General features: G+C 58.1%; 26 protein-coding genes and 1 other RNA gene. 21 read left to right on the forward strand and 6 right to left on the reverse strand.

Features of this window, described 5'->3' with window-relative positions; all coding sequences use genetic code 11:
• The first annotated feature begins 10 nt into the window (after positions 1-10).
• Positions 11-1,909 (forward strand): sulfate adenylyltransferase subunit CysN, encoded by a 1,899-nt coding sequence (gene cysN, locus KDX39_RS21110; protein ID WP_210071012.1) that lies wholly within the window; start codon positions 11-13, stop codon positions 1,907-1,909.
• 259 nt (positions 1,910-2,168) lie between these two features.
• A complete protein-coding gene (locus tag KDX39_RS21115) occupies positions 2,169-2,603 on the forward strand; it encodes a hypothetical protein (RefSeq protein WP_231661690.1) in 435 nt (144 codons plus the stop codon).
• A gap of 327 nt (positions 2,604-2,930) precedes the next feature.
• Here KDX39_RS21115 and KDX39_RS21120 read toward each other — a convergent pair whose 3' ends face one another.
• Positions 2,931-3,365: a YhcB family protein gene (locus KDX39_RS21120; protein ID WP_231661691.1), complete on the reverse strand. Its 435-nt coding sequence runs from the start codon at positions 3,363-3,365 to the stop codon at positions 2,931-2,933.
• Positions 3,366-3,510: 145 nt separating this feature from the next.
• On the opposite strand from KDX39_RS21120, the gene KDX39_RS21125 reads away from it, so the two are divergent.
• The 3 genes from KDX39_RS21125 (at position 3,511) to zapE (ending at position 6,673) form a co-directional block, all read left to right on the forward strand.
• Positions 3,511-4,140, forward strand: coding sequence for an alpha/beta hydrolase (locus KDX39_RS21125; protein WP_231661692.1), 630 nt, complete (start codon positions 3,511-3,513; stop codon positions 4,138-4,140).
• A 27-nt stretch (positions 4,141-4,167) separates the two neighbouring features.
• A complete protein-coding gene (locus KDX39_RS21130) occupies positions 4,168-5,517 on the forward strand; it encodes a tryptophan--tRNA ligase (RefSeq protein WP_231661693.1) in 1,350 nt (449 codons plus the stop codon).
• 61 nt (positions 5,518-5,578) lie between these two features.
• Positions 5,579-6,673: a cell division protein ZapE gene (gene zapE, locus KDX39_RS21135; protein ID WP_099226316.1), complete on the forward strand. Its 1,095-nt coding sequence runs from the start codon at positions 5,579-5,581 to the stop codon at positions 6,671-6,673.
• A 73-nt stretch (positions 6,674-6,746) separates the two neighbouring features.
• Here the strand turns inward: zapE and KDX39_RS21140 are convergent, their stop codons facing one another.
• Positions 6,747-7,643 (reverse strand): GlxA family transcriptional regulator, encoded by an 897-nt coding sequence (locus KDX39_RS21140; RefSeq protein ID WP_231661727.1) that lies wholly within the window; start codon positions 7,641-7,643, stop codon positions 6,747-6,749.
• 493 nt (positions 7,644-8,136) lie between these two features.
• Here KDX39_RS21140 and rplM point away from each other — a divergent pair, with 493 nt between their 5' ends.
• The 7 genes from rplM (at position 8,137) to KDX39_RS21175 (ending at position 13,085) form a co-directional block, all read left to right on the forward strand.
• Positions 8,137-8,565 carry a 50S ribosomal protein L13 gene (gene rplM, locus KDX39_RS21145; protein ID WP_004881525.1) on the forward strand — a complete coding sequence of 143 codons (429 nt, stop codon included), beginning with the start codon at positions 8,137-8,139 and terminating at the stop codon, positions 8,563-8,565.
• 14 nt (positions 8,566-8,579) lie between these two features.
• Positions 8,580-8,972, forward strand: coding sequence for a 30S ribosomal protein S9 (rpsI, locus tag KDX39_RS21150; RefSeq protein ID WP_004881524.1), 393 nt, complete (start codon positions 8,580-8,582; stop codon positions 8,970-8,972).
• Positions 8,973-9,224: 252 nt separating this feature from the next.
• Positions 9,225-9,818: a ubiquinol-cytochrome c reductase iron-sulfur subunit gene (petA, locus tag KDX39_RS21155; RefSeq protein ID WP_184321194.1), complete on the forward strand. Its 594-nt coding sequence runs from the start codon at positions 9,225-9,227 to the stop codon at positions 9,816-9,818.
• Positions 9,818-11,032 (forward strand): cytochrome b, encoded by a 1,215-nt coding sequence (locus tag KDX39_RS21160; protein ID WP_231661694.1) that lies wholly within the window; start codon positions 9,818-9,820, stop codon positions 11,030-11,032. Before petA ends, KDX39_RS21160 begins: the two co-directional genes overlap by 1 nt.
• The gene (locus KDX39_RS21165; RefSeq protein ID WP_231661695.1) at positions 11,029-11,808 is read left to right on the forward strand and encodes a cytochrome c1; all 780 of its coding nucleotides are present in this window, start codon (positions 11,029-11,031) and stop codon (positions 11,806-11,808) included. The genes KDX39_RS21160 and KDX39_RS21165 overlap by 4 nt, the downstream gene beginning before the upstream one ends.
• A 225-nt stretch (positions 11,809-12,033) precedes the next feature.
• The gene (locus KDX39_RS21170; protein ID WP_099226311.1) at positions 12,034-12,651 is read left to right on the forward strand and encodes a glutathione S-transferase N-terminal domain-containing protein; all 618 of its coding nucleotides are present in this window, start codon (positions 12,034-12,036) and stop codon (positions 12,649-12,651) included.
• Between the two features lie 17 nt (positions 12,652-12,668).
• On the forward strand, positions 12,669-13,085 hold the full coding sequence (locus tag KDX39_RS21175; RefSeq protein WP_025996305.1) for a ClpXP protease specificity-enhancing factor: 417 nt from the start codon (positions 12,669-12,671) through the stop codon (positions 13,083-13,085).
• 49 nt (positions 13,086-13,134) lie between these two features.
• On the opposite strand, the gene KDX39_RS21180 is transcribed toward KDX39_RS21175, so the two are convergent.
• The 4 genes from KDX39_RS21180 to KDX39_RS21195 all read right to left on the reverse strand — a co-directional run bounded on the left by KDX39_RS21180 (position 13,135) and on the right by KDX39_RS21195 (position 16,611).
• Positions 13,135-13,713, reverse strand: coding sequence for a BON domain-containing protein (locus KDX39_RS21180; RefSeq protein ID WP_004881518.1), 579 nt, complete (start codon positions 13,711-13,713; stop codon positions 13,135-13,137).
• Positions 13,710-14,303, reverse strand: coding sequence for a phosphoheptose isomerase (locus tag KDX39_RS21185; RefSeq protein ID WP_025996304.1), 594 nt, complete (start codon positions 14,301-14,303; stop codon positions 13,710-13,712). The genes KDX39_RS21180 and KDX39_RS21185 overlap by 4 nt, the downstream gene beginning before the upstream one ends.
• A gap of 122 nt (positions 14,304-14,425) precedes the next feature.
• On the reverse strand, positions 14,426-14,797 hold the full coding sequence (locus KDX39_RS21190) for a YraN family protein (protein ID WP_442964575.1): 372 nt from the start codon (positions 14,795-14,797) through the stop codon (positions 14,426-14,428).
• On the reverse strand, positions 14,797-16,611 hold the full coding sequence (locus tag KDX39_RS21195; protein ID WP_231661698.1) for a penicillin-binding protein activator: 1,815 nt from the start codon (positions 16,609-16,611) through the stop codon (positions 14,797-14,799). The genes KDX39_RS21190 and KDX39_RS21195 overlap by 1 nt, the downstream gene beginning before the upstream one ends.
• Positions 16,612-16,885: 274 nt before the next feature.
• Here KDX39_RS21195 and rsmI point away from each other — a divergent pair, with 274 nt between their 5' ends.
• The 9 genes from rsmI (at position 16,886) to mraY (ending at position 25,832) form a co-directional block, all read left to right on the forward strand.
• Entirely contained in the window at positions 16,886-17,755 is an 870-nt protein-coding gene (gene rsmI, locus KDX39_RS21200) for a 16S rRNA (cytidine(1402)-2'-O)-methyltransferase (protein WP_269439954.1), read from the forward strand.
• 88 nt (positions 17,756-17,843) lie between these two features.
• Positions 17,844-18,201: RNase P RNA component class A (gene rnpB, locus KDX39_RS21205), an RNA gene on the forward strand.
• A 306-nt stretch (positions 18,202-18,507) separates the two neighbouring features.
• Complete coding sequence (gene mraZ, locus KDX39_RS21210) at positions 18,508-18,963, forward strand: division/cell wall cluster transcriptional repressor MraZ (protein WP_004881513.1); 456 nt, start codon at positions 18,508-18,510, stop codon at positions 18,961-18,963.
• Between the two features lie 2 nt (positions 18,964-18,965).
• Positions 18,966-19,907, forward strand: a complete 942-nt coding sequence (gene rsmH, locus KDX39_RS21215) for a 16S rRNA (cytosine(1402)-N(4))-methyltransferase RsmH (protein WP_231661729.1) — start codon at positions 18,966-18,968, stop codon at positions 19,905-19,907.
• A complete protein-coding gene (ftsL, locus tag KDX39_RS21220) occupies positions 19,904-20,197 on the forward strand; it encodes a cell division protein FtsL (RefSeq protein ID WP_083182598.1) in 294 nt (97 codons plus the stop codon). Before rsmH ends, ftsL begins: the two co-directional genes overlap by 4 nt.
• A complete protein-coding gene (locus KDX39_RS21225; RefSeq protein WP_162864191.1) occupies positions 20,197-21,924 on the forward strand; it encodes a peptidoglycan D,D-transpeptidase FtsI family protein in 1,728 nt (575 codons plus the stop codon). Before ftsL ends, KDX39_RS21225 begins: the two co-directional genes overlap by 1 nt.
• Positions 21,924-23,387 carry a UDP-N-acetylmuramoyl-L-alanyl-D-glutamate--2,6-diaminopimelate ligase gene (locus tag KDX39_RS21230; RefSeq protein WP_231661699.1) on the forward strand — a complete coding sequence of 488 codons (1,464 nt, stop codon included), beginning with the start codon at positions 21,924-21,926 and terminating at the stop codon, positions 23,385-23,387. Before KDX39_RS21225 ends, KDX39_RS21230 begins: the two co-directional genes overlap by 1 nt.
• Positions 23,380-24,750, forward strand: a complete 1,371-nt coding sequence (locus tag KDX39_RS21235) for a UDP-N-acetylmuramoyl-tripeptide--D-alanyl-D-alanine ligase (protein WP_231661700.1) — start codon at positions 23,380-23,382, stop codon at positions 24,748-24,750. Before KDX39_RS21230 ends, KDX39_RS21235 begins: the two co-directional genes overlap by 8 nt.
• On the forward strand, positions 24,750-25,832 hold the full coding sequence (gene mraY / locus KDX39_RS21240; RefSeq protein ID WP_025996294.1) for a phospho-N-acetylmuramoyl-pentapeptide-transferase: 1,083 nt from the start codon (positions 24,750-24,752) through the stop codon (positions 25,830-25,832). The genes KDX39_RS21235 and mraY overlap by 1 nt, the downstream gene beginning before the upstream one ends.
• Positions 25,833-25,834: the final 2 nt, after the last annotated feature.

The raw sequence follows: 25,834 nt of genomic DNA on the forward strand, positions 1-25,834 counted from the left end.
GGGGTGTCATATGTCGCATCAATCTGATTTGATCAGCGAGGACATCCTCGCTTATCTGGGCCAGCACGAACGCAAGGAAATGCTGCGCTTCCTCACTTGTGGCAACGTCGACGACGGCAAGAGCACGCTGATCGGCCGTCTGTTGCACGACTCCAAGATGATCTACGAAGACCATCTGGAAGCCATCACGCGCGATTCCAAGAAGTCCGGTACCACAGGCGACGACGTCGACCTGGCATTGCTGGTGGATGGCCTGCAGGCCGAGCGGGAGCAGGGCATCACTATCGATGTCGCCTACCGTTATTTCTCCACGGCCAAGCGCAAGTTCATCATTGCCGACACTCCTGGTCACGAGCAGTACACCCGCAACATGGCCACCGGTGCATCGACCTGCGACCTGGCGATCATTCTGGTTGACGCGCGTTATGGCGTGCAGACCCAGACCCGTCGCCACAGCTACATCGCGTCCCTGCTGGGCATCAAGCACATCGTGGTCGCCATCAACAAGATGGACCTCAACGGCTTCGATGAGAGCGTGTTCGAGTCGATCAAGGCCGATTACCTTAAGTTTGCCGAAGGCATTGCCTTCAAACCGACCACAATGGCGTTCGTGCCAATGTCGGCGCTCAAGGGTGACAACGTGGTCAACCGCAGCGAGCGTTCGCCGTGGTACACCGGTCAGTCGCTGATGGAGATTCTGGAAACGGTCGAGATCGCCAGTGACCGCAACTACACCGACTTGCGTTTTCCGGTGCAGTACGTCAATCGTCCCAACCTCAATTTCCGTGGCTTTGCCGGTACGCTGGCGAGCGGCATCGTGCACAAGGGCGATGAGATCGTCGTGTTGCCGTCGGGCAAGAGCAGCCGCGTGAAGTCCATCGTCACCTTCGAAGGCGAGCTGGAGCAGGCGGGCCCTGGTCAGGCCGTAACCTTGACCATGGAAGACGAGATCGACATCTCCCGTGGCGACCTGTTGGTGCATGCCGACAACGTTCCGCAGGTCAGCGACGCGTTTGACGCCATGCTGGTCTGGATGGCAGAAGAGCCGATGCTGCCGGGCAAGAAATACGACATCAAGCGCGCTACCAGCTACGTGCCGGGTTCGATCGCCAGCATCACCCATCGGGTTGACGTAAATACGCTGGTCGAAGGCCCTGCCAGTTCGTTGCAGTTGAACGAGATCGGCCGCGTCAAGATCAGCCTCGATGCGCCTATCGCGCTGGACGGTTACGACAGCAACCGCACCACTGGTGCGTTCATTGTCATTGACCGTTTGACCAACGGCACTGTGGCGGCGGGCATGATCATCGCCAAGCCGGTCAATGCCGGTGGTTCGACGCATCATGGCGAGTCGGCGCACGTGACCACTCAGGAGCGCGCCCAGCGCTTCGGTCAGCAGCCCGCCACCGTGCTGTTCAGCGGCCTGTCGGGCGCGGGCAAGAGCACGCTGGCCTACGCGGTCGAGCGCAAGCTGTTCGACATGGGCCGCGCCGTATACGTGCTGGATGGGCAGAACCTGCGCCACGACCTGAACAAAGGCCTGCCGCAGAACCGTGCCGGTCGTACCGAGAACTGGAGCCGTGCCGCTCATGTGGCGCGTCAGTTCAACGAAGCCGGTCTGTTGACCCTGGCTGCCTTCGTGGCACCGGATGCCGAAGGCCGTGAGCGCGTGAAAGCGCTGATCGGCAAGGATCGCCTCGTGACGGTCTATGTCCAGGCATCGCCTGCCATTTGCCGCGAGCGTGACCCTCAGGGCCTGTACGCTGCCGATGGCGATAACATCCCGGGCGAGTCCTTCCCGTACGACGTGCCGCTGGACGCCGATCTGGTGATCGATACCCAGACGCTGACAGTGGACGAAGGCGTGAAGCTGGTGCTGGACGTGTTGCGCAGCCGCGGCGCGATCTGATTCTCAGCCTGTTACAGAAAACCCGCCGATGATGGCGGGTTTTTTGTTTGTGTTGTCCGGATTTGGGCCATGTGCAGTTTTTTCTCGACGAGTGTGCAGGGTAGTTGCTTGGGCGCTGTGTTACTTGTTTATTGTATTTATTCCGCCGTGAAGGTGCTTATATAAACCCTCTATTAATCTGTATGAGGGTGAAAAAATAAGTATTAACTACGGTTCCTTTGCCGGTAGCGGGGGCGCTGTTTTGCCTCCCGATCAAATAATGAGGTCTGGTCAGTTTCTGCAGTCGCTCAATGGGCGTTTTAAGTTGGATTTGCAAGCTGGCGGTAGTCTGGTTATTAAAGATAACGGCGCTGTTTTCTGGGTGGCAGATGGTAATCAGCCCTACAGCAATACGCTCTCGCGCAGACTTATGGGGGCGCCATGGGTCGTAGTCAGCAACAGTTGCTTTCTCTACGATCCGGCGCGGGCAACGCTATGGATTGCTGAAAGCACTCACGCCAAGGACACGTCCTACTGGTACCGCAGCCACATGTCTGTTCAGGACGATGGGGATGTGGTCATTTATGATGATCGAGCAGGTGATCTTTTGTGGGCTCGTTTTGGGTTTGTACCTGGAAGGTTGAAAAAGCTGAAACTTATAAATGTTAATGGACTGCACCCTGAGCACGAGGTTTATGTATGGAGGTTTGGCTGATTTTGCTAGCGTCTTACCGGGCAGTCGTATCTATAGGGGTCTATTTCACACTTGTAACTAAGTTCAAGATCGATGTTTCTTAAAATGTAACAGTCCTTCGTGCAGTCGCCCGGAACGCAGCCTGCCAGCAATAGGCATGTCGCCAGTATTTTGATGGTTTTCATACGCTCTCCCTTTTTCTGGAGATCGTATGGGACGTGCACGGAAATAATACAGTTGCCAGCTTCTTTGAAAGTTGTAGGACTTTTCCTTAGCGGCGATTGCCATAATCAAAAAAGCCCGCCATTTGCGATAAATGGCGGGCTGTTGGTAGTGCCGTCCGAAGACTTACTTCTTCAAACCGTAATGCTCGTCCAGCATGCCCGGGGTGTTAGGCGATTTTGGCGCGTAATCCTTCGGGGCTTCGGTGTCGCGTGGCGGTGTCAGGCGGTCGCGGGGAGCGTGGTTGGCCTCCGGGTGCAGAGCGGCCAGCAGCCGTTGGCGGGTCAGTTCGTCAAGGGCCAGACGATTGGCGCCCTCGGCGAGATGCTCCTGTACGTCGTGATAGCTTTGCGAAAGCTTCTGGACCAGGTTAGCCGTACTGTTGAAGTGAGTGACCACCTCGTTCTGATAGGTATCGAAACGCTCCTGAATGTCATCCAGCTGGCGCTGGGTGCTGTTCGGAACGGTGTTGGGCAGCAGACGTGCGACCAGGAAACCAATGACGACACCGGCAACCAGGGCGAGAGTCGGCAGCAACCAGACTAAGAGCGAGTGTTCCACGAGTCCTTCCTCTATAAACGGCTTTGCTTTACGTTAACGGCTCGAACCTGCGCTGTATACCCGCGACGTGTCGTTGATATGCAAGCCACAGACAATCAGCTAGACGAGTCGACCCATTTCGAGGTCACGGAGTTCTTTTTTGCTCATGCGCGAAACCCCCCTATTCATCGATGGCCCCGAGGGCCAGATCGAAGCACTGTATCAGGACGTACCCGATGCCAGAGGCGTCGCACTGATCTGCCATCCTAACCCGATCCAGAGTGGAACGATGCTCAATAAAGTCGTCTCCACGTTGCAGCGTACTGCGCGGGACGAAGGTCTGATCACGCTGCGTTTCAATTATCGCGGCGTCGGTGCCAGCGCCGGAACGTCGGTCGCAGGGCCTGGCGAGATAGACGACGCACAGGCTGCCGCCAGATGGCTGCGTGAAAAACACCCTGACCTGCCCATGACCCTCTTCGGGTTTTCCTTTGGCGGATACGTAGCAGCGAATCTGGGCGGCCGGCTCGAAGCCCAGGGTGAAACGCTCAAGCATGTGTTTCTGGTCGCTGCCGCCGCTTCGCGCCTGCAGGATCAAAGCGTGCTGCCGCAAAACTGCCCGTTGACAGTGATTCAACCCGAAACCGACGAAGTCATCGACCCGGAAACGGTCTATGCCTGGTCGGCTGCGCTGCAGCGTCCCCATGAGCTGCTGAAAGTGGCAGAATGCGGACACTTTTTTCACGGCAAGCTGACCGATCTCAAAGAATTGATCCTGCCGCGTCTCTCCAATTGATTGCAGCCCATAGATAAGCGACCTGCCATGACCACTCGTATCCTGACCGGTATCACGACCACCGGCACCCCCCATCTGGGCAACTACGCGGGCGCAATTCGCCCGGCCATCGTCGCCAGCCGTCAGAGCGGCTTCGATTCGTTCTATTTTCTGGCCGATTACCACGCGCTGATCAAGTGCGATGACCCGCTGCGCATTCAGCGCTCGCGTCTGGAAATCGCAGCGACCTGGCTGGCTGCGGGTCTGGATGTCGACCGAGTGACTTTCTACCGCCAGTCCGACATTCCGGAAATTCCTGAGCTGACCTGGCTGCTGACCTGTGTGGCCGCCAAGGGGTTGCTCAACCGTGCGCATGCCTACAAGGCGTCGGTGGACAAGAACGTCGAAAGTGGTGAAGACCCGGATTCCGGCATCACCATGGGCTTGTACAGCTATCCGGTGCTGATGGCCGCGGACATTCTGATGTTCAACGCGCATCAGGTTCCGGTGGGTCGCGATCAGATTCAGCACGTCGAGATGGCACGTGATATTGGCCAGCGCTTCAATCACCTGTTCGGCAAGGGCAAGGAGTTCTTTGTCATGCCCGAAGCGCTGATCGAAGAGAGCGTGGCGACCCTGCCGGGTCTGGACGGTCGCAAGATGTCCAAGAGCTACGACAACACCATCCCGCTGTTCAGCAGCGCCAAAGAGATGAAAGATGCGATTTCGCGCATCGTTACCGACTCGCGCGCGCCGGGCGAAGCGAAAGATCCGGACAATTCCCATCTGTTCACGCTGTATCAGGCCTTCTCCACGCCCGAACAATGCGCGGCGTTCCGTGTCGAGTTGCTGGACGGTCTTGGCTGGGGAGAGGCGAAGAATCGTCTATTTACCTTGCTGGACGCTGAGCTGGCAGAGAAGCGTGAGAAGTATCTGGGCCTGATCGAGCGTCCTGCTGATCTGGAAGACATTCTGCTGACAGGGGCCGAGAAGGCTCGTCGCGTTGCTACGCCGTTCCTGGGTGAGCTGCGTGAAGCCGTCGGCCTGCGCTCGTTCCGTACTGTGGTGCAGGGTGCCGATACCGGCAAGAAGAAAGCTGCCAAGGGCGCGCGATTCGTCAGTTTCCGTGAAGACGATGGCAGCTTCCGTTTCCGTCTGCTGGCGGCCGATGGTGAGCAGTTGCTGTTGTCGCGCAATTTTGCCGATGGCAAGGCGGCGGGTGCGGTGAGCAAGCAGTTGCAGCAGGGCGCTGCGCTCGATCTGCGCACCGAAGCTGATCGTTTCACGCTCTGGCTGGATGGCGCCTGCGTGGCAGACAGTCCGGTATTTGCCGATGCTGCTGCTCGCGACAACGCGATCCAGACACTCAAGTCGGCACTTGCTCCTCAACAGGACTGATTGCCATTCCTCGGGGTCGTCGTTACAGTGACGGCCCGTTTTTGTTGCCTTGCTAACGAATATGACGCCCCTAGAACGATATCAAGCTGATCTGAAGCGCCCGGACTTTTTCCACGATGCCGCGCAGGAGAATGCTGTGCGTCATTTGCAGCGCCTGTACGACGATCTGGTCGCCTCTCATGACAGCAAGCCCGGCCTGTTCGGCAAGCTGTTTGGCAAGAAAGAGCCTGCCTTGGTCAAAGGCCTTTATTTCTGGGGCGGAGTAGGGCGCGGCAAGACCTATCTGGTCGATACCTTCTTCGACGCACTGCCGTTCAAGGACAAGGTCCGTACTCACTTCCACCGCTTCATGAAGCGCGTGCACGAAGAGATGAAGACCCTCAAGGGCGAGAAAAACCCGCTGACGATTATCGCCAAGCGTTTTTCCGATGAAGCGCGAGTGATCTGCTTCGACGAATTTTTCGTGTCCGACATCACTGATGCGATGATCCTTGGCACCTTGATGGAAGAGTTGTTCAAAAACGGCGTGACGCTGGTCGCCACATCCAACATCGTTCCTGATGGGTTGTACAAGGATGGCCTGCAACGCGCACGCTTCCTGCCGGCCATCGCGCTGATCAAGCAGAATACCGACATCGTCAACGTCGACAGTGGCGTCGATTATCGTCTGCGTCACCTGGAGCAGGCCGAGCTGTTCCACTTCCCGCTCAATGAAGCGGCGCAGGACAGCATGCGTAAAAGCTTCAAGGCGCTGACGCCGGAATGCGCAGAAACCATCGAGAACGACGTTCTGGTGATCGAGAATCGTGAGATTCGCGCCTTGCGCACCTGTGACGACGTGGCCTGGTTCGATTTTCGCGAGCTGTGCGACGGCCCGCGCAGCCAGAACGACTACATCGAGCTGGGCAAGATTTTCCACGCCGTGCTGCTCAGTGGTGTCGAGCAGATGGACGTCTCGAAGGACGACATCGCCCGTCGCTTCATAAACATGGTCGATGAATTCTACGATCGCAACGTCAAGCTGATCATCTCTGCCGAAGTGGAGCTGAAGGATTTGTACACCGGCGGTCGACTGATGTTCGAATTCCAGCGCACGCTGAGCCGTTTGCTGGAAATGCAGTCCCACGAGTTTCTGTCACGTGCGCACAAGCCTTGACGGTTTGCGTTCGGATACGGAAAGGCCTGCATTGCAGGCCTTTTTCGTTTTTGCATGATGGAGTGTTGAGCCGTCAGGCTGCCTGCTGAAACTGCTGGCGATACTGATTCGGTGACAGTTCGGTGTGCTGGCGAAACAAGCGCGCGAAGAAGCTGGCGTCGTCGTAACCGACCTCGTAACTGATGGTCTTGATGCTTTTGCGTGAGCCGGACAACAGGCCTTTGGCCGTTTCGATGCGCAGGCGTTGCAGGTAATGCAAAGGCTTGTCACCGGTCGCAGTCTGGAAGCGGCGCATGAAGTTGCGAATGCTCATGCCGTGTTCCCTTGCCACATCTTCAAAGCGGAATTTGTCAGCAAAATGTTCCTCCAGCCAATGCTGGATCTGCAGGATGATGACGTCCTGATGCAGCTTCTGACCGCCGAAACCTATTCTTCCTGGCGAATAGGTACGCCGTACTTCATAAAGAATGTCGCGAGCGACGGCTTGCGCGACGTTCGCGCCGCAGAAGCGCTCGATCAGATAGATGTACAGATCGCAGGCGGAGGTGGTGCCGCCTGCGCAATACAGGTTGTCGGCGTCGGTCAGGTGTTTTTCCTGATTGAGCAGCACGTTCGGGTAGCGTTCGGCGAACTGATTGAAGAAGCGCCAGTAGGTGGTCGCTTCCTTGCCGTCGAGCAGTCCGGCCTCGGCGAGCCAGAACACGCCGGTGGCCTCTGCACACAATACCGCGCCCTGGGCATGCTGCTCGCGCAGCCAGGGCAGGATTTGAGGGTAGCGCTGGCAGAGCGTATCGAAATCGTCCCAGAAGGCCGGGATCACGATGATGTCGCTCTGGCAAAGATTGCCGTCCACCGGGAGCGTGACATCGCTGAAGCTGTCGACGGGTTGTCCGTCAGGGCTGACCAGACGTATTTCGAAGGCCGGGACCAGGCCGTGTCCCAGTTGTCTGCTGTACCTGAGGCTTGCCAGGTGGAAGAAGTCCTTGGCCTGCATCAGGGTCGAGGCAAACACCTTGTCGGTGGCCAGAATGCTGACACGCCGCAGGGGCGTGGAGTATTGGGTTGGCATAGTCTTTATTCTTATATGGGTAAATGGTCAATCAACGGCTGGATCGTCTTATTTTTTCTCGGGCGTGTCCAGTCAGGTCGCAGAACGCCCAGGGTCTGCGTACCTTCCGAAGGCTGGATTACAGGTGCCAAATATCCTTCATCGCAGCGGTCCGGAGCAATAAACAGAACGTGAACGAAAAAGCGGTTGAGGTTATTTTTTCAGCCTGTATAATCCGCCAGCTCTTTGCAGTGGAAGTGATGCGCCGTCTGCCGAAGAATCTTGCCGTATAACGGACGCGCTGACCCGAGCCCCCGATAGCGTCTGTTTCCGGCTGCCTTTGACTTGTCAAAGTACGCACTATTCAGTAAGATCCGCCGTCTCATTTTCAGGGCGGCCCCTGAGGCTATAAAGAATGAAAACTTTTACTGCTAAACCGGAAACAGTTAAGCGCGACTGGTTCGTCGTCGACGCTGCTGGTCAGACCCTGGGTCGTCTGGCCACCGAAATCGCGAGCCGTCTGCGTGGCAAGCACAAGCCGGAATATACTCCGCACGTTGATACCGGCGACTACATCGTCGTGATCAATGCCGAGCAGATCCGCGTTACCGGTGCCAAGACTACCGACAAGATCTACTACTCACACTCCGGTTTTCCGGGCGGGATCAAGTCGATCAACTTCGAAAAGCTGATCGACAAAGCTCCTGAGCGCGTGATCGAGACCGCGGTCAAAGGCATGCTGCCTAAGAACCCGCTGGGTCGCGACATGTATCGTAAGCTGAAAGTCTATGCGGGCGCTGTACACCCTCATACTGCTCAGCAGCCCCAAGAACTGAAGTTTTAACGGAATAGTTCATTATGTCGGCGACTCAAAATTACGGCACTGGCCGTCGCAAGACCGCAACCGCACGCGTTTTCCTGCGTCCGGGTACTGGTAACATCTCGATCAACAACCGCACTCTGGAATCGTTCTTCGGTCGCGAAACTGCCCGCATGGTAGTTCGTCAGCCGCTGGAACTGACCGAGACCGTTGAAAAGTTCGACATCTACGTCACCGTTATCGGTGGCGGTGTAAGTGGTCAGGCTGGCGCAATCCGCCACGGTATCACTCGCGCTCTGATGCAGTACGACGAAACCCTGCGTGGCGCGCTGCGTAAAGCAGGCTTCGTGACTCGCGATGCTCGTGAAGTTGAACGTAAGAAAGTCGGTCTGCGTAAAGCGCGTAAGCGTCCGCAGTACTCGAAGCGTTAATTCGTTCTTCGTTCAAAAAGAACGCCCACCTCGTTTACGAGTTGGGCGTTTTTTTATGGCCCGGTTTTTATCTGTTGGATGTTTTGCGGGGAATGTCTCGGGCTGTAACGTCTGATTTACAGCGTGCCGTGCTTTTGAGGCGGTCGTCTGCCGAAGGGTGTTTTTGCCCTCCGGCAGCGTTTATAACAGCTAAATTGTTATCAGACAGACGCCTGCGTTCGACAGGCCGGATCGCTGATGGGAGAAGGTTGAATGAGCAATGACGGCGTGAATGCGGGCCGGCGTCGCTTTCTCGTGGCTGCCACGTCCGTGGTGGGCGCGGCCGGGGCCGTGGGGGCTGCGATTCCGTTTGTGGGCTCATGGTCTCCGAGCGCCAGGGCTCGTGCAGCAGGCGCGCCGGTCAAGGTCAACATCAGCAAGATAGAGCCGGGTCAGCAGATGGTCGCCGAATGGCGGGGCCAGCCCGTGTTCATTCTCCGGCGCGGTCCTGAAATGCTGGACAATCTGGGCAAGTTGACCGGGCTGTTATCGGACCCCGAGTCCAGGGCGTCAGTCCAGCCACGCTATGTCGATCCGGCGCTGCGCTCGATAAGGCCGGATATCGTCTTGCTGGTGGGCATCTGCACTCATCTGGGGTGCTCACCGACATTCCGTCCTGAAGTGGCCCCTGCCGACCTTGGCAAGGACTGGGTGGGCGGCTATTTCTGTCCGTGCCATGGCTCTCACTACGACCTGGCCGGTCGGGTATACAAGTCTCAACCGGCGCCCCTGAATCTGCCTGTCCCCCCGTATTCTTATGAGTCGGACACGGTCATCGTCATTGGCGTCGATCAGGAGGGTGTGTAATGGGCAGGCTGGTGGACTGGATCGATGCGCGCTTCCCCGCCACACGAATGTGGGAAGACCATCTCAGCAAATATTACGTACCACGCAACTTCAATTTTCTGTATTTCTTCGGCTCGCTGGCGCTGCTCGTGCTGGTCAATCAGATACTGACCGGTATCTGGCTGACCATGAGCTACACGCCTACGGCAGAAGGCGCGTTTGCCTCGATCGAATACATCATGCGCGACGTCGAGTACGGAGCCATCTTGCGGCTGCTGCACTCGACAGGTGCTTCGGCCTTCTTCATCGTCGTGTACATGCATATGTTTCGCGGCCTGCTTTACGGGTCTTATCAGAAGCCGCGAGAGCTGGTCTGGATCTTCGGCATGCTGATCTACCTGAGTCTGATGGCTGAAGCGTTCATGGGCTATCTGCTGCCTTGGGGGCAGATGTCCTATTGGGGGGCTCAGGTGATCATTTCATTGTTCGGTGCGATTCCTGTGATAGGCGAAGACCTGACGCAGTGGATCCGTGGCGACTATCTGGTGTCTGGCATTACCCTCAACCGCTTCTTCGCGCTGCATGTCGTGGCGCTGCCCCTCGTGATTCTGGGGCTGGTCGTGCTGCACATCCTTGCGCTGCATGAAGTGGGCTCCAACAACCCGGATGGCATCGACATCAAGCAACACAAGGATGAAAACGGCAAGCCTCTGGACGGTATCGCCTTTCATCCGTATTTCACGCTGAAAGATCTGGTCGGCGTGGTGGTGTTTCTGTTCGTCTTTTGTACGGTGGTGTTCTTTTTTCCGGAAATGGGCGGCTACTTTCTGGAGAAACCCAATTTCGAGGCGGCAAACGCGTTCAAGACTCCGGAGCACATTGCGCCTGTATGGTACTTCACGCCGTTCTACGCCATTCTGCGCGCCGTGCCTGACAAGCTGATGGGCGTCATGGCGATGGGTTCAGCCATTGCGGTGCTGTTCGTGCTGCCGTGGCTCGATCGCAGTCCGGTCAGGTCCATGCGCTACAAGGGCTGGATCAGCCGGTTGGCGCTGATCCTGTTTTGCGTGTCGTTCGTCACGCTCGGTTATCTGGGGGTTCAGCCGCCTACGCCGGGCGGGACAGTGGTGGCGCGGATATGTGCCTGTCTGTACTTCGCCTACTTCCTGTTGATGCCGTTCTACACCCGGCTGGAGCGCGCACGGCCGGTTCCGGAGAGAGTGACGGGGTCATGAGAAAACTTCTGGCTGTGTTGATCTTCACGGCGCTGCCGGTACTGGTGTTCGCGGCGCAGGGTGGCGCGCCGCTTGAGCATGTCGATATCGATGTATCCGATCGGGCTGCCTTGCAGGATGGGGCGCGTACCTTCGTCAATTACTGCATGGGCTGTCATGGCGCCAAGTATCAGCGGTATGAGCGTGTCGCCGACGATTTGGGTATTCCTCATGAGGTGATGCTGGAAAAGCTGGTATTCACTGGTGCCAAAATCGGCGATCACATGCAGGCCGGTATGCAGCCGGCAGATGCGAAGGACTGGTTTGGCACTGCACCGCCCGATCTGACACTGGTGGCGCGTGTTCGGGGTACCGACTGGCTCTATGGTTACCTGCGTTCGTTCTATGAGGATCCGGCGCGGCCCTGGGGTGTCAACAACAAGGTTTTCCCTGATGTCGGCATGCCGAATGTGCTGGTGGGGCTGCAGGGACGTCAGGTGATCGGCTGCAAGCAGGTACAGACCGAGGAGGGTGGCAAAAAACAATATGATCCGTTGAGCGGCGCGCCTTTGACTCATGAGGCTTGTGATCAGCTGACGATCATTCCGGGTTCCGGAAGTCTGACGCCTGCTCAGTTCGATGAAAAAATCAGGAATCTGGTGACCTTTCTCGACTATTCAGCCAACCCCGTCAAGCTTCGGCATCAGCGTATCGGCACTTATGTGCTGCTGTATCTGGCCTTCCTGCTGGTCTTCGTTTACCTGCTCAAACGTGAATACTGGAAAGATGTTCATTGAGCGAGTGTTATGCCAGCTTTGCCTGAATGCGTCATCGCGGTCGCAATGTGAATCAAATACGCGGTGGAACAGTGTAGCTGAGCAAGATTACAGAATTTAACGTGCGTAAATGAGCTATCGTGTCGCCCGCAGTGAGCACCTGCCCTGTTGCGCTCTTATCGAAGGCTTTCTGTGGGCAGGTTTTGCAACCTGTCCGATAAATTTCAACAAGCGAGGAGGATCACCATGGGCGTGACCAACCGGTTGGCCTGTTACTCCGACCCCGCCGACCACTATTCACATCGTGTGCGCATTGTGCTCGCCGAGAAAAGTGTCAGCGCTGAAATCATTGATGTTGTGGCCGGGCGTCATCCGCCACAGCTGATTGAAGTGAACCCCTATGGCAGCGTGCCAACCCTGGTCGATCGCGATCTGGCGTTGTACGAGTCCACAGTGGTGATGGAATACCTGGACGAGCGCTATCCTCATCCGCCGCTGTTGCCGGTCTATCCGGTGGCGCGTGCCAACAGCCGTCTGCTGATCCATCGGATCCAGCGTGACTGGTGCGGGCTGGTGGATCTGATCCTTGATCCGCGTAGCAAGGAGCCGGCACGTGTGCAGGCGCGTAAGGAATTGCGCGAGAGCCTGACAGGGGTTTCTCCATTGTTTGCGGATAAGGCTTTTTTCCTGAGTGACGAGCAAAGTCTTGTCGATTGCTGTCTACTGCCCATACTCTGGCGTCTGCCGATTCTGGGTATTGAATTGCCGCGGCCTGCCAAGCCGCTGCTTGATTACATGGAGCGCCAATTTGCGCGTGAGGCTTTTCAGGCAAGTCTGTCTGCCGCCGAACGTGAAATGCGCTAAGGCTTAAGGAGCCGTTGATGAACTCCAGTCGCCCTTATCTGGTTCGTGCTCTTTATGAGTGGATCGTTGATAACGATTGCACCCCGCATATGCTGGTCAATGCGGAGTACCCGTCCGTGCAGGTCCCTCAAGGGTTTGCCAATGACGGACAGATTGTCCTGAATGTTTCGCCAAGTGCAGTGCGTCATCTGCACATGGATAACGAAGCCGTCAGTTTTGAAGGCCGCTTCGGCGGTGTGCCCCATACCCTTTATGTCCCTGTCGGTGCGATTCTGGGCATCTATGCCCGCGAGAACGGTCAGGGGATGGTTTTCGATCTGGAGCCTTCCCTCGAGGAAGATGAAGAGATCGAGCTGGATGACGGCGACGATACGCCGCCAGACAGCGAGCCGCCTCGCCCAACGGGCAGGCCGAGCCTTAAAGTGGTGAAATAAAAAAAGGCGATCCGCAAGGATCGCCTTTTTCATGTCTGCCGTCTGGCTGTCAGTCGATGTACTCGAACAGTTTGACGATTTTCTGCACGCCGGACACGCCCTGCACCAGATTGGTGGCGCGGTTGGCTTCATCCTGCGTTACCAAGCCCAGCAGAAACACGATGCCGTTCTCGGTCACGACCTTGATGCGTGAGCCGGGAATGGACGCATCAGCGATCATCTGGCTTTTGACTTTCGTGGTCAGCCAGGCGTCGTTGTTGCGGGCCAGCAGTGAGGAGGGCGCCATGACCTGCAGCTCGTTGTTGACCTTCTTGACGCGTTGTACGGAGCTTGCAGCCTGTTCGGCGATGGCCTTGAGATCTGCACGTGGAACCTGGCCGGCCAGCAGCACGATGCCGTTGAAACTGGTGACGACGATGTGCGAGCCTTCGGCCAGGTCAGGGTTGGCCTTGGAGATATTTACCGCCGCCTTGGTTTCGATCAGTGAGTCGTCGATCTTGCTGCCAAAAGTGCGTGTGCCTCGATCATCCTCGATCGGCTTGTCGCGACTTGCGGTAATGACCGAGCTGCATCCGGTCACGCTCAGGCACAGTGTCAGAACCAGTAGGCTAAGACGATTAGGGGTCATTCTTCACTCCCGAACAGTTGGCTGTCGATCAGATCGCATAAGCAATGAATCGCCAGCAGATGGACTTCTTGTATGCGCGCCGTAACGGTCGCCGGCACGCGAATTTCCACATCTTCCGGCAGCAGCAGCGAAGCCATTCCGCCACCGTCGCGTCCCGTCAAAGCTACGACAATCATTTCGCGATCATGTGCGGCCTGGATGGCCTGAATAATATTTGCAGAGTTGCCGCTGGTGGAGATCGCCAGCAGTACATCGCCTGGCTGACCCAGTGCGCGGATCTGCTTGGAGAAGATCTCGTTGTAGCTGTAATCGTTGGCAATCGAGGTGATGGTCGAACTGTCGGTCGTCAGTGCGATGGCTGGCAGGCTGGGGCGTTCACGTTCGAACCGGTTGAGCAGTTCGGAAGAAAAATGCTGCGCATCGCCTGCCGAACCACCATTGCCACACGAAAGCATTTTGCCTTCGTTGAGCAAGGCATTGACCATGACCTGGCTGGCTTGCTCGATAAAGGGTGCAAGGACTTCCATCGCCTGTTGTTTGGTATCAATGCTGGCTTGAAACAGCCGGCGAATTCGGGATTGCATGTCCATCAATGTGACCTTAATTAGAGCGTACGGCGGCTGCCCGGTTTGCCGGTGTGCAGCCCGCAAAGCAATAGCGAAATCGGTAATGGTAATGGCTTCTTGCCGGTCATGACTGCGCTGCGTGTCTGTCAGCTGTCGAAGGCGCTCTTGATCCAGTTCAAGGGAGTCGAGTCGCCTGGTGCTCCTTCAACCGCGATTACGTCGAAACGACAAGGATAGCGTGCCCAGCCTGACTCTTGTTGCAGGAAGAACTGTGCAGCGGTGACGAGCTTCGACTGTTTGCGAAGATCGACACTTTCCACCGCGCCACCCCAGCCGGAATGGCGGCGGTAGCGAACTTCGACGAATACTACTGTATCGCCGTCGAGCATGACTAGATCAAGCTCGCCCCGTTTGCATAACCAGTTTTGGGCAATGAGGCGTAAACCCTGCTCTTGCAAATGCTGCAGGGCGTAGGCTTCGGCCTCGCGCCCTGCCTGTTGACGGGTGTTGCCTGCAATCAAGGTGCAGTGTCCGGCAGGCGCTGGATCTTGCCGTCCACGAACTCTGCCCAAGGCAGTTGGCGCTCGACCCGGCGGCCAGGGCTCATGCTCAGGCTGCCGGACAGACCGTCAATGCGGCTGTCAGGCATGGTCTTGAGCTGACCCAGGCGTGGAGCCAGGCGATAGGCGTCGATGCCCATCGCGTACAGGCGACCCAGGCTGCCGGATGCCTGTGGCCACTGAGCGGTCACCTGCTGGCGCAAAGGGTCGTTGGCGTCGAGCAACCACGGTGTTTCGCAAAAGCGGACGCCGTTCAGGTCCATGTACTGGGCGTGATCATTGCTGTTGGTAAACAGGTGCGAGGTGGCATAGACCGGAACGTCGCCTGCGTACTGGAACACCATGGTCGGCTTGATCTGTTGGGCCTGTTGCGGTGTGGCGGCCAGGAACATGAAGTCGATGTCCTGGCGGCGGCTCGGTTGCGCTGCGACGTCAGTGCCTACCGTGCTTTGCAGGCGCTGGGCACGACCTTCGCTCTTGCGCAGCTGGAACAGGTCAGCAACCTGCTGGGCCAGTTCGACCGGCTGGTCAACGTGTTCAGCGGCGATCAGGGTGCCGCCCTTGGCTTGCCAGCTCTTGCGGAAAGCATCCAGAACGCGGTCGCCCCATTCGCCTTTAGGCACCATGGCAACTGCGCTGCGCTTGCCGTCCGCCCAGGCGCGACGTGCAACTTCGCGTGCTTCGTCCTCTGCCGCCAGGCCGAACTGGAACAGCTGGGGAGGGCCTTCGTTACCTGCATCGCTGTAATTGAGCGCCAGCGTGGTGATAGGCAGTTGCTCACGGCTGTTCAATTGCTTGACCAGATTCTTTTCCAGCGGACCGACCACCAACTGAACGCCCGCCGCCTGAGCCTGACGATAGAACTCATCCATCGACGTCAGGCGCGAGCTGTCGAAGACCTGGATGGCCGGAGGATTCTGGCCTGCCTGCTGAGCCTGATAGTGCGCGGCCATGAAGCCTTCACGCAGTGCTTTTGCAACGGAAGCCAGTTGACCATCCTGCGGCAGCAGCAATGCGATTTTGGTCAGCGGTTCGCTGGTCAGGGCGCGCAGTTGGGCGAGTGTCGTTGGCAATTGCAGAGCGGCAGGATGTTGTGGGTTCTGTGCTTTCCAGGTGTCGATGGCGGCCTGCTGCTGTTCCAGTGTGCCAGCACCTTTAACCGAGCGCGCAAGGCTCAGCCAGCCACCCATGTCGCCGGTCGCGTTGGCTTGCAGTTGTTCGGCAGGCAGTGAGGAAACCAGTTTCCAGATCGCATCATTGTTGGCGGCGGCTTCGGCATCTTTCAGCAACGGACTTGCAAAGACACGCTCATTGGCAGCGGGCAGGACCTGACCGTCAGCTTCCAGGGCGCGGGCCTTGACCATATGGGTGCGCACCTGCTGCTCGACCGAGAGCTCACCCAGGCGTTGCATGCTCGGGTGGTTCAGGGCGGTCAGAGCGGCCTTGGGCTGGTTGCGGCCCATCGCCAGTTCGGCGGACAGCGTGCTGGCGAATACCTGCAGGCCTGGTTTGAGTTGATCCATCTGCACTTGGGCAAGAATCTGCGCGGCGCGCCCCGCATCATTCTGGCGGTTGGCCAGGTCGGCAGCGCTCAGGCGCAGTGTTGCGGCCTGTTCAGGTGTTTTGGCAGCCGCAGCCTGATCGAGCAGTTGCTCGATGCTGGCATCAGGAGTACGAGGAAGCTCGCCAAGGCTGGACGAGGGCGAGCTGGCACAGGCTGCAAGAAGGGCAGCGAGGCAGAGGGCAGAGAACAGCCGCAGGCAGGCGATCATTGATGTGTTCCTGATACTCAAGCGAATTAACGGCGAATTGTACCCAAGCACTGGCCAGGGCGCGACTTCGAAGGCGTGATATTGATTGTGACAGAGTGTTCTATCCAGCAATCCCTGTTACCGGGGTATGCGTATTCATGCGGCTTTGAACAAAGATCATGTGTCCTTACTCCTTTTTTATAGGCTTCGCTGATGCGTAAAACGCTGATCAGGGTCGTTGCCTGTACAATGCGTCGTTTATGACGCCCTGCTTGATAAACATGAGGTCTGCGCTTTGACTGTCCCGGTTGCTTCGAATTCCACCCTTGGCTCGCTTTATGTGGTGGCTACACCTATCGGCAATCTGGATGACATGAGCGTGCGTGCGCTAAAGGTTCTGCGTGAGGTTGCGCTTATAGCGGCAGAGGATACCCGTCACTCGTCGCGTTTGATGCAACACTTCGGCATATCCACCCCGCTGGCCGCCTGCCATGAGCATAACGAGCGGGATGAGGGTAGCCGGTTTATCACTCGATTGCTGGCCGGGGATGATGTCGCGCTGATTTCCGATGCGGGCACGCCTTTGATTTCCGACCCTGGCTACCACCTTGTGCGTCAGGCGCGTGCTGCGGGTGTTCCTGTCGTGCCAGTGCCGGGGGCTTGCGCCTTGATCGCTGCGCTGTCCGCAGCGGGGTTGCCGTCGGATCGCTTTATCTTCGAGGGGTTTCTGCCGGCCAAGGCGGTCGGACGCAAGGCCAGGCTTGAACAGGTAAAGGAAGAACCGCGTACGCTGATCTTTTATGAGGCGCCGCATCGCATTCTGGAATGCCTGCAGGACATGGAGCGGGTGTTCGGCGCCGGTCGATCAGCCTTGCTGGCGCGTGAAATAACCAAAACGTTTGAAACCCTGAAGGGGCTGCCACTGGGTGAATTGCGCGCCTTCGTCGAGGCGGACAGCAATCAGCAGCGCGGTGAGTGTGTTGTGCTGGTCGCAGGCTGGACGCCGCCTGAAGACGAGGATGTGATCGGCGCAGAGGCGCGCAGGATTCTGGATCTGCTGCTCGAGGAAATGCCGCTCAAGCGCGCCGCTGCGCTGGCTGCGGAGATCACCGGGGTACGCAAGAATCTGCTTTATCAGGTTGCGCTGGACAAACAGAAAAAGTGAGAAATGCCGGCTTTTCAATAGCTCACACAAACTACTCAAGCTTTTAAAGCTTGTTCTGGATGGCATGTGCCGCTAACCTTGTCAGCGGAGAGTCGATTGGACAGTCGCTGCCTCTTGTTGTTCCGCAACAAGGGGGGGAGGAAAGTCCGGGCTCCATAGGGCGGAGTGCCAGGTAACGCCTGGGAGGCGCGAGCCTACGGAAAGTGCCACAGAAAATAACCGCCTAAGCACTTCGGTGCCGGTAAGGGTGAAAAGGTGCGGTAAGAGCGCACCGCACGTCTGGCAACAGTTCGTGGCAAGGTAAACCCCACTCGGAGCAAGACCAAATAGGGTTCCTAGGCGTGGCCCGCGCTGGAACCGGGTAGGTTGCTAAAGACGTCCAGTGATGGCCGTCGTAGAGGAATGACTGTCCTCGACAGAACCCGGCTTACAGATCGACTCTCCACCTTTTTATCCCCTCTGCTTTTCATCAGCAAAAGCCACTCTTAATACCAAAAAAATCTTAAACCTCACAAATCACTTTAACTTCAAGCCCTAGCGGATTGAGTTGAGTGGGATTCGTCTGTCAGAACCCTCCGTAAATTAGCTCAAACCCTCCAATACCACTCCTAAATCTGCGAAATGTAAGGCTTTTCCTTGAGAGCGTGCCTTGACGGTGTGGCAGGCGCATTCCTATAGTGTGCGCAAGTGGCAGAAAGTGGCACGAAGTGGGTTTTTTGAGCGCAAAAAGCTAATATTTGGAGAATGCGCCTGTGTTCCGTGGTGCCAACGCGATCAATCTCGATGCCAAAGGCCGTCTCGCTATGCCGAGCCGGTATCGCGACGAGTTGGATTCGCGTAGTGCCGGCCAGTTGATCGTGACCATAGACGCTGTTGACCCCTGCTTGTGTCTTTATCCGCTTTCCGAGTGGGAACTGATTGAAGCCAAACTTCGTGAGCTGGCAACGTTTCGTGAAGAAAACCGCCGTTTGCAGCGGCTTTTGATTGGTAATGCAGTCGATCTGGAGCTGGATGGCAGCGGACGTTTTCTGGTCCCGCCGCGTCTTCGCGAATATGCCAAGTTGGATAAGCGCGTAATGCTCGTGGGGCAACTCAACAAGTTTCAACTGTGGGACGAGGACGCCTGGAACGCACTTGCTGATGCGGACCTTGCTGCCATTCAACAACCTGGCGCGATGCCTGATGAATTACGTGACCTGATCCTGTGACTATGAATAGCGGCTTTACCCACATCACCGTACTGCTCGAAGAAGCCGTGGAGGCTCTCGCGTTGCGCGCGGATGGCTGCTATATGGACGGAACGTTCGGTCGTGGCGGGCACAGTCGACTGATACTCAGCCATCTCGGACCGGACGGCAGGCTGCTCGGGTTCGACAAGGATCCTCAAGCGATTGCCACAGGGCAAACGCTAGCGGCCGAAGACGGCCGCTTTGTCATTGTGCAGCGCAGCTTTGCCGAATTGGGATCCGAAGCTCAAGAACGGGGCCTTGCGGGCAAAGTGAGCGGCATCCTGCTGGACCTGGGTGTGTCCTCTCCGCAGCTTGATGACCCTGAGCGCGGCTTCAGTTTCATGAATGACGGTCCGCTGGACATGCGTATGGATCCGACGCGTGGTATCAGTGCGGCCGAATTCATCGCCACGGCACCTGCCGAGGAAATCGCCCGGGTCTTCAAGGAATACGGTGAAGAACGCTTCGCCAAGCGTATGGCCAACGCCGTCGTGCAGCGCCGTGAAGTCCAGCCTTTCGAGCGCACTGCTGACCTCGCGGAAGTCCTCAAGGTTGCCAACCCGGCCTGGGAAAAAGGCAAGAATCCTGCGACGCGTGCCTTTCAGGGGCTGCGTATCCACGTCAACAACGAACTGGGCGATCTTGAGGCGGGTCTCGAGGCTGCGCTGGACGCACTGGAAATCGGCGGCCGTCTGGTGGTCATCAGCTTTCACTCCCTGGAAGACCGCATCGTCAAACTGTTCATGCGCAAGCTCGCCAAGGGCGAAGCCGACAATATGCCGCGCAACCTGCCGATCCAGTACAAGGCGTTCGAGCCAAAGATCCGGATTCACGGCAAGGCCCAATTTGCGTCGGACACCGAAACCAAAGCCAATCCACGCTCGCGCAGCGCTGTCATGCGCGTAGCGGAGAAGCTCAGGTGAGCCGTCTTTTCCTGAAACCCCTGCCCGGCGGCAGCTTTATTATGCTGCTGCTGTTCATCGCCGTCCTCGTTTCGGCGATTGGCGTTTCCTATAGCGCGCATTTGAATCGTCAATTGCTCAACTCGCTGTATTCGGAGATGAGCGTGCGTGACAAGGCGCAGGCCGAGTGGGGCCGTCTGATTCTTGAGCAGAGCACCTGGACCGCTCACAGTCGTATCGAGACGCTGGCGACCGAGCAGCTGAAAATGCGCATCCCCAATGCGGCAGAAGTACGGATGGTGGCGCCATGATGAAGCTGGATGGCGCTCTCTACCCGTGGCGTTTCAGAGTTGTCGTAGGATTGCTCGTCAGTCTGGTGCTCGCCATCTGCTGGCGCATCGTCGATCTGCAGGTCATCGACCATACGTTCCTGAAGGAACAGGGCGATGCGCGCAGCCTTCGTCACATCCCCATTCCGGCTCACCGTGGTCTGATCACGGACCGTAACGGCGAGCCTCTGGCTGTCAGTACGCCTGTCACTACGCTGTGGGCCAACCCGCGCGAAATGCAGCAGGACAAGTCCAAGTGGCCAATGCTCGCCGCTGCGATGGGGCAAGACCTCAAGGCACTGACCGAGCGCCTCGATGCCCAGGCCACCAAGGAATTCATCTATCTGGTCCGCGGCCTGACACCTGAGCAAGGTCAGTCGGTACTCGATCTCAAAGTCCCCGGTGTCTATGGCATCGAGGAATTTCGTCGTTTCTATCCTGCTGGCGATGTGACCGCCCATATGGTCGGCTTCACCGACCTCGACGATCATGGTCGCGAAGGGGTCGAGCTGGCTTATGACGACTGGCTTGCGGGGGTGCCCGGCAAGCGGCAGGTCATCAAGGACCGGCGAGGCCGACTGATCAAGGACGTACAGGTCACCAAGAACGCCAAGGCCGGCAAGACCTTGGCTTTGTCTATTGATCTGCGTCTGCAATATCTGGCTACCCGTGAACTGCGTAATGCCATCGTCGAAAACGAGGCCAAGGCAGGCAGTCTGGTGATCATGGACGTCAAGACCGGCGAAGTGCTGGCGATGGTCAACCAGCCAACCTACAACCCGAACAACCGTCGCACCATGGTGCCAGCCGCCATGCGTAACCGGGCGATCATCGACGTGTTCGAGCCGGGTTCGACCATGAAGCCGATTTCGATGACGGCCGCACTGGACAGTGGCCGCTGGAAACCGACCGACAAGGTCGAGGTATATCCGGGCACGCTGCAGATCGGTAAATACACCATCCGTGACGTTACCAAGACGGAAGGCCCGGTGCTTGACCTCACTGGCATCCTGATCAACTCCAGTAACGTCGGCATGAGCAAGGTCGCGTTCGATGTGGGCGGCGAGTCGATTTTCCGTGCGATGCAGCGCGTCGGCTTCGGTCAGTACACCGGCCTGGGTTTCCCGGGTGAGCGTGTGGGCAACCTGCCGAACTATCGCGAATGGCGCAAGGCTGAAACGGCCACGCTGTCCTACGGCTATGGCCTGTCGGTCACCGCGTTGCAATTGGTTCACGCGTATGGCGCGCTGGCCAACAACGGCCGCATCGTGCCGCTGACCATTCTGAAAAGTGACGCTGCGCCAACGGCGGTTCAGGCAATTCCGGAAGCGACCGCGAAGACACTGCAAGGCATGTTGCAACAGGTGATCGAAGACCCGCGCGGCGTGTACCGCGCTCGTGTGCCGTCCTATCACGTCGGCGGCAAGAGCGGTACGGCGCGCAAGACGTCCATCGGCACCAAGGGTTACGCCGAGAATTCCTACCGTTCGCTGTTCGCCGGATTCGGCCCGATGAGCAACCCTCGCTACGCCATCGTTGTGGTGATCGACGAGCCGAGCAAGGGCGGTTACTACGGCGGTCTGGTTTCAGCCCCGGTATTCAGCAAGGTCATGTCCGGTACGTTGCGGTTGATGAACGTCTCTCCCGACAACCTCGCACCCGAACAGGTCAACACTGCCCCGGCAGTCGTCAAAGGAGGGCGTGGTTGATGGCCTTTAATCTGAGCAAGCTTTTCGCTCACACCGACCGCGATGCATTGATTCGCGAGTTGACGCTGGACAGCCGTAACGTGCGTCCGGGCGATCTTTTTCTGGCCATCCCCGGCCTCAAGGTCGATGGTCGCGCGCACATTGCCGACGCGCTCAAGCGTGGCGCAGCCGCTGTCGCTTATGAAGCCGAAGGCTCGACTGTGTTGCCTATTACCGATGTGCCATTGATTCCGGTCAAGGGCCTGGCCGCGCAACTGTCTGCCATCGCCGGCCGTTTCTATGGCGATTCGAGCCGCAGTCTGAATCTGGTCGGCGTAACGGGCACGAACGGCAAGACCAGCGTGACCCAACTGGTTGCCCAGGCGCTCGATCTGCTGGGTCAGCATTGCGGCATTGTCGGCACGCTGGGCACCGGCTTCTATGGCGCGCTGCAAAGCGGACGTCACACCACGCCTGACCCGATTGCCGTTCAGGCCACGCTCACCGATCTAAGAAAGGCCGGTGCCCGTGCTGTTGCGATGGAAGTGTCGTCCCACGGTCTGGATCAGGGCCGTGCGACTGCGCTGGCCTTCGATGTAGCGGTGCTGACCAATCTGTCCCGTGACCATCTGGATTATCACGGCACCATGCAAGCCTATGGTGCGGCCAAGGCGAAGCTGTTTGCCTGGCCTGATCTGCGCTGCCGGGTCATCAATCTGGATGACGAATTCGGTCGCGAGCTGGCGGCAGAAAAGCAGGAGTCACGCCTGATTACCTACAGCCTGCTGGACAGCTCGGCCTATCTTTACTGCCGCGACGCCAAATTCGATGACGATGGCGTACGCGCCACACTGGTTACCCCGCAAGGTGAGCATTTCCTGCGCAGCAGCCTGTTAGGCCGCTTCAACCTGAGCAATGTTCTGGCTGCGGTTGGCGCCTTGCTCGGCCTGGATTACGCGCTGGACGAGATCCTCAAGGTACTGCCAAAACTCGAAGGCCCTGTCGGACGCATGCAGCGTCTGGGTGGTGCCGACAAGCCGCTGGTGGTGGTCGATTACGCTCATACGCCGGATGCGCTGGAAAAAGTCCTCGAAGCCTTGCGCCCGCACGCCAAGGGCCAATTGCTCTGCCTGTTCGGCTGTGGCGGCGATCGTGATCGCGGCAAGCGCCCGCTGATGGCCGAGGTGGTCGAGCGTCTGGCGGATGGTGTTCTGGTGACTGACGATAACCCTCGTACCGAAGCGCCATTGCAGATTTTCGATGACATCCGTGCCGGTTTCAGCGCAGTGGATAACGTGAAGTTCGTTAACGGCCGTGGCCAAGCCATTGCGCAACTCATTGCCAGTGCCAGAGCCGACGACGTCGTCGTGCTGGCCGGCAAGGGGCACGAGGACTATCAGGAAATCGACGGCCAGCGTCATTCGTTCTCCGATCTGGAAGAGGCTGCCAAAGCTCTGGCCGCATGGGAGCCTGCACATGTTTAAGCCACTGACCTTCAGCGAACTGGTTGCTCCGCTCAACGCCCGTCTGGCGGGCCGCGACTGCAGCTTCGACGGTGTGAGCACCGACAGCCGCGCCATCGTGCCGGGGCAGTTGTTCATCGCGCTGACCGGGCCGCGCTTCGACGGTCATGAATACCTCGATCAGGTCGATGCCAAGGGTGCTGTTGGTGCTCTGGTCGAGAGCGAAGTGCCAGGTTCGAACCTGCCGCAACTGGTCGTGCTGGACACCCGCAAGGCACTTGCGCAACTGGGCGCAATGAACCGTAATGCGTTTGTTGATCGCCCGGTGGCTGCCGTCACCGGCTCCAGTGGCAAGACCACGGTCAAGGAAATGCTCGCCAGCATTCTGCGTACACGCGGCTCCGTTCTCGCGACGCGCGGCAATCTGAACAATGAGTTGGGCGTGCCGTTGACCCTGCTGGAACTGGGCGCCGAGCACGCTGCTGCAGTTATCGAGCTGGGCGCGTCGCGTGTTGGAGAAATCGCTTTCACCGTCAGTCTGACCAAGCCGCACGTCGTCATTCTTACCAATGCGGGCACGGCCCATGTCGGCGAGTTCGGCGGCCCCGATCGTATTGTCGAAGCCAAAGGCGAGATCATTGAAGGCCTCGATGCCAAAGGCACTGCGGTTCTGAATCTCGATGACAAGGCATTCCCGATCTGGCGCTTACGTGCCGGTGATCGCAAGGTCCTGACGTTTGCACTGAGCAACGTCGACGCGGATCTGCATGCCAGCGAGCTGCATCGCGACGAGCGCGGCTGCCCGGGCTTCATGCTGCACAGCCCGTCAGGCTCCGCACAGATACAACTGAATCTTCTGGGCACGCACAACGTGACCAATGCATTGGCCGCGGCGGCCGCTGCCTGCGCGCTGGGCGTCAGCCTGGACGGCATTGTCGAAGGATTGAATAACGTACAGCCGGTCAAGGGCCGTGCTGTACCGCACATCGCCAGCAATGGCATGCGCGTGATCGACGACACCTATAACGCCAATCCTTCTTCGGTGAACGCCGCCGTTGATCTGCTGACCAGTTTTCCGGGTCGGACCGTCCTGGTGCTGGGTGACATTGGCGAATTGGGCGAATGGGCCGAGCAGGGCCACCACGATGTGGGTGCTTACGCCAAAGACAAGGTTTCGGCGCTGTATGCCGTCGGGCCGCTGATGACGCACGCAGTCAGCGCCTTCGGGCCGCACGCGCATCATTTCATCACTCAGGCCGAGCTGATCGAAGCGCTGGGCGCCGAGCAAGATAAAAACACCACTTTATTGATCAAGGGCTCGCGTAGCGCTGCGATGGAAAACGTCGTGGCTGCTTTGTGCGGTTCTAGCCTGGAGAAACATTGATGCTGCTGCTGTTGGCCGAGTTCTTACAACAGTTCTACAAAGGCTTCGCAGTCTTTCAGTACCTGTCGCTGCGCGGGATCCTTGGCGTGCTGACTGCGCTGACGCTGTCGCTGTGCCTGGGGCCGTGGATGATTCGCACCTTGCAGATGCGTCAGATCGGCCAGTCCGTGCGCAACGACGGTCCGCAGTCGCACCTGTCCAAATCGGGCACCCCCACCATGGGCGGCGCGTTGATTCTTTCTTCCATCGGTATCAGCACTCTGCTGTGGGCTGACTTGAGCAACCGCTATGTCTGGGTTGTGCTGCTCGTCACCTTCCTGTTCGGTGCCATTGGCTGGGTCGACGATTACCGCAAGGTGATCGAGAAGAACTCCCGCGGCTTGCCGAGTCGCTGGAAGTACTTCTGGCAATCAGTGTTTGGTCTCTGCGCCGCGATCTTCCTTTATACGACCGCACCGTCCGCCACCGAAACCACCTTGATCGTACCGATGCTCAAGGATGTCCGTATCCCGTTGGGTATCGGTTTCGTGGTGCTGACCTATTTCGTGATCGTCGGGTCCAGCAACGCGGTGAATCTGACCGACGGCCTGGATGGTCTGGCGATCATGCCGACCGTGATGGTCGGCGGCGCGCTGGGCATCTTCTGCTACCTGTCCGGTAACGTGAAATTTGCCGAATATCTGCTGATCCCTTACGTACCGGGGGCGGGCGAGCTGATTGTGTTCTCCGGGGCGCTGATCGGAGCGGGACTGGGGTTCCTCTGGTTCAACACGTATCCGGCCCAGGTTTTCATGGGCGACGTCGGCGCGCTGGCGCTGGGCGCTGCGCTGGGCACAATGGCCGTGATCGTTCGTCAGGAAATCGTGCTGTTCATCATGGGCGGCATCTTCGTGATGGAAACCCTTTCAGTGGTCATTCAGGTTGCGTCTTTCAAACTGACCGGTCGCCGGGTTTTCCGCATGGCGCCCATACACCACCACTTTGAACTCAAAGGCTGGCCCGAGCCACGCGTGATTGTCCGTTTCTGGATTATCACCGTGATTCTCGTGCTGATCGGCCTTGCCACGCTGAAACTGAGGTAGAG

The sequence above is a fragment of the Pseudomonas sp. CDFA 610 genome (assembly GCF_021147865.1).
Classification (GTDB): Bacteria; Pseudomonadota; Gammaproteobacteria; order Pseudomonadales; family Pseudomonadaceae; genus Aquipseudomonas; species Aquipseudomonas alliivorans.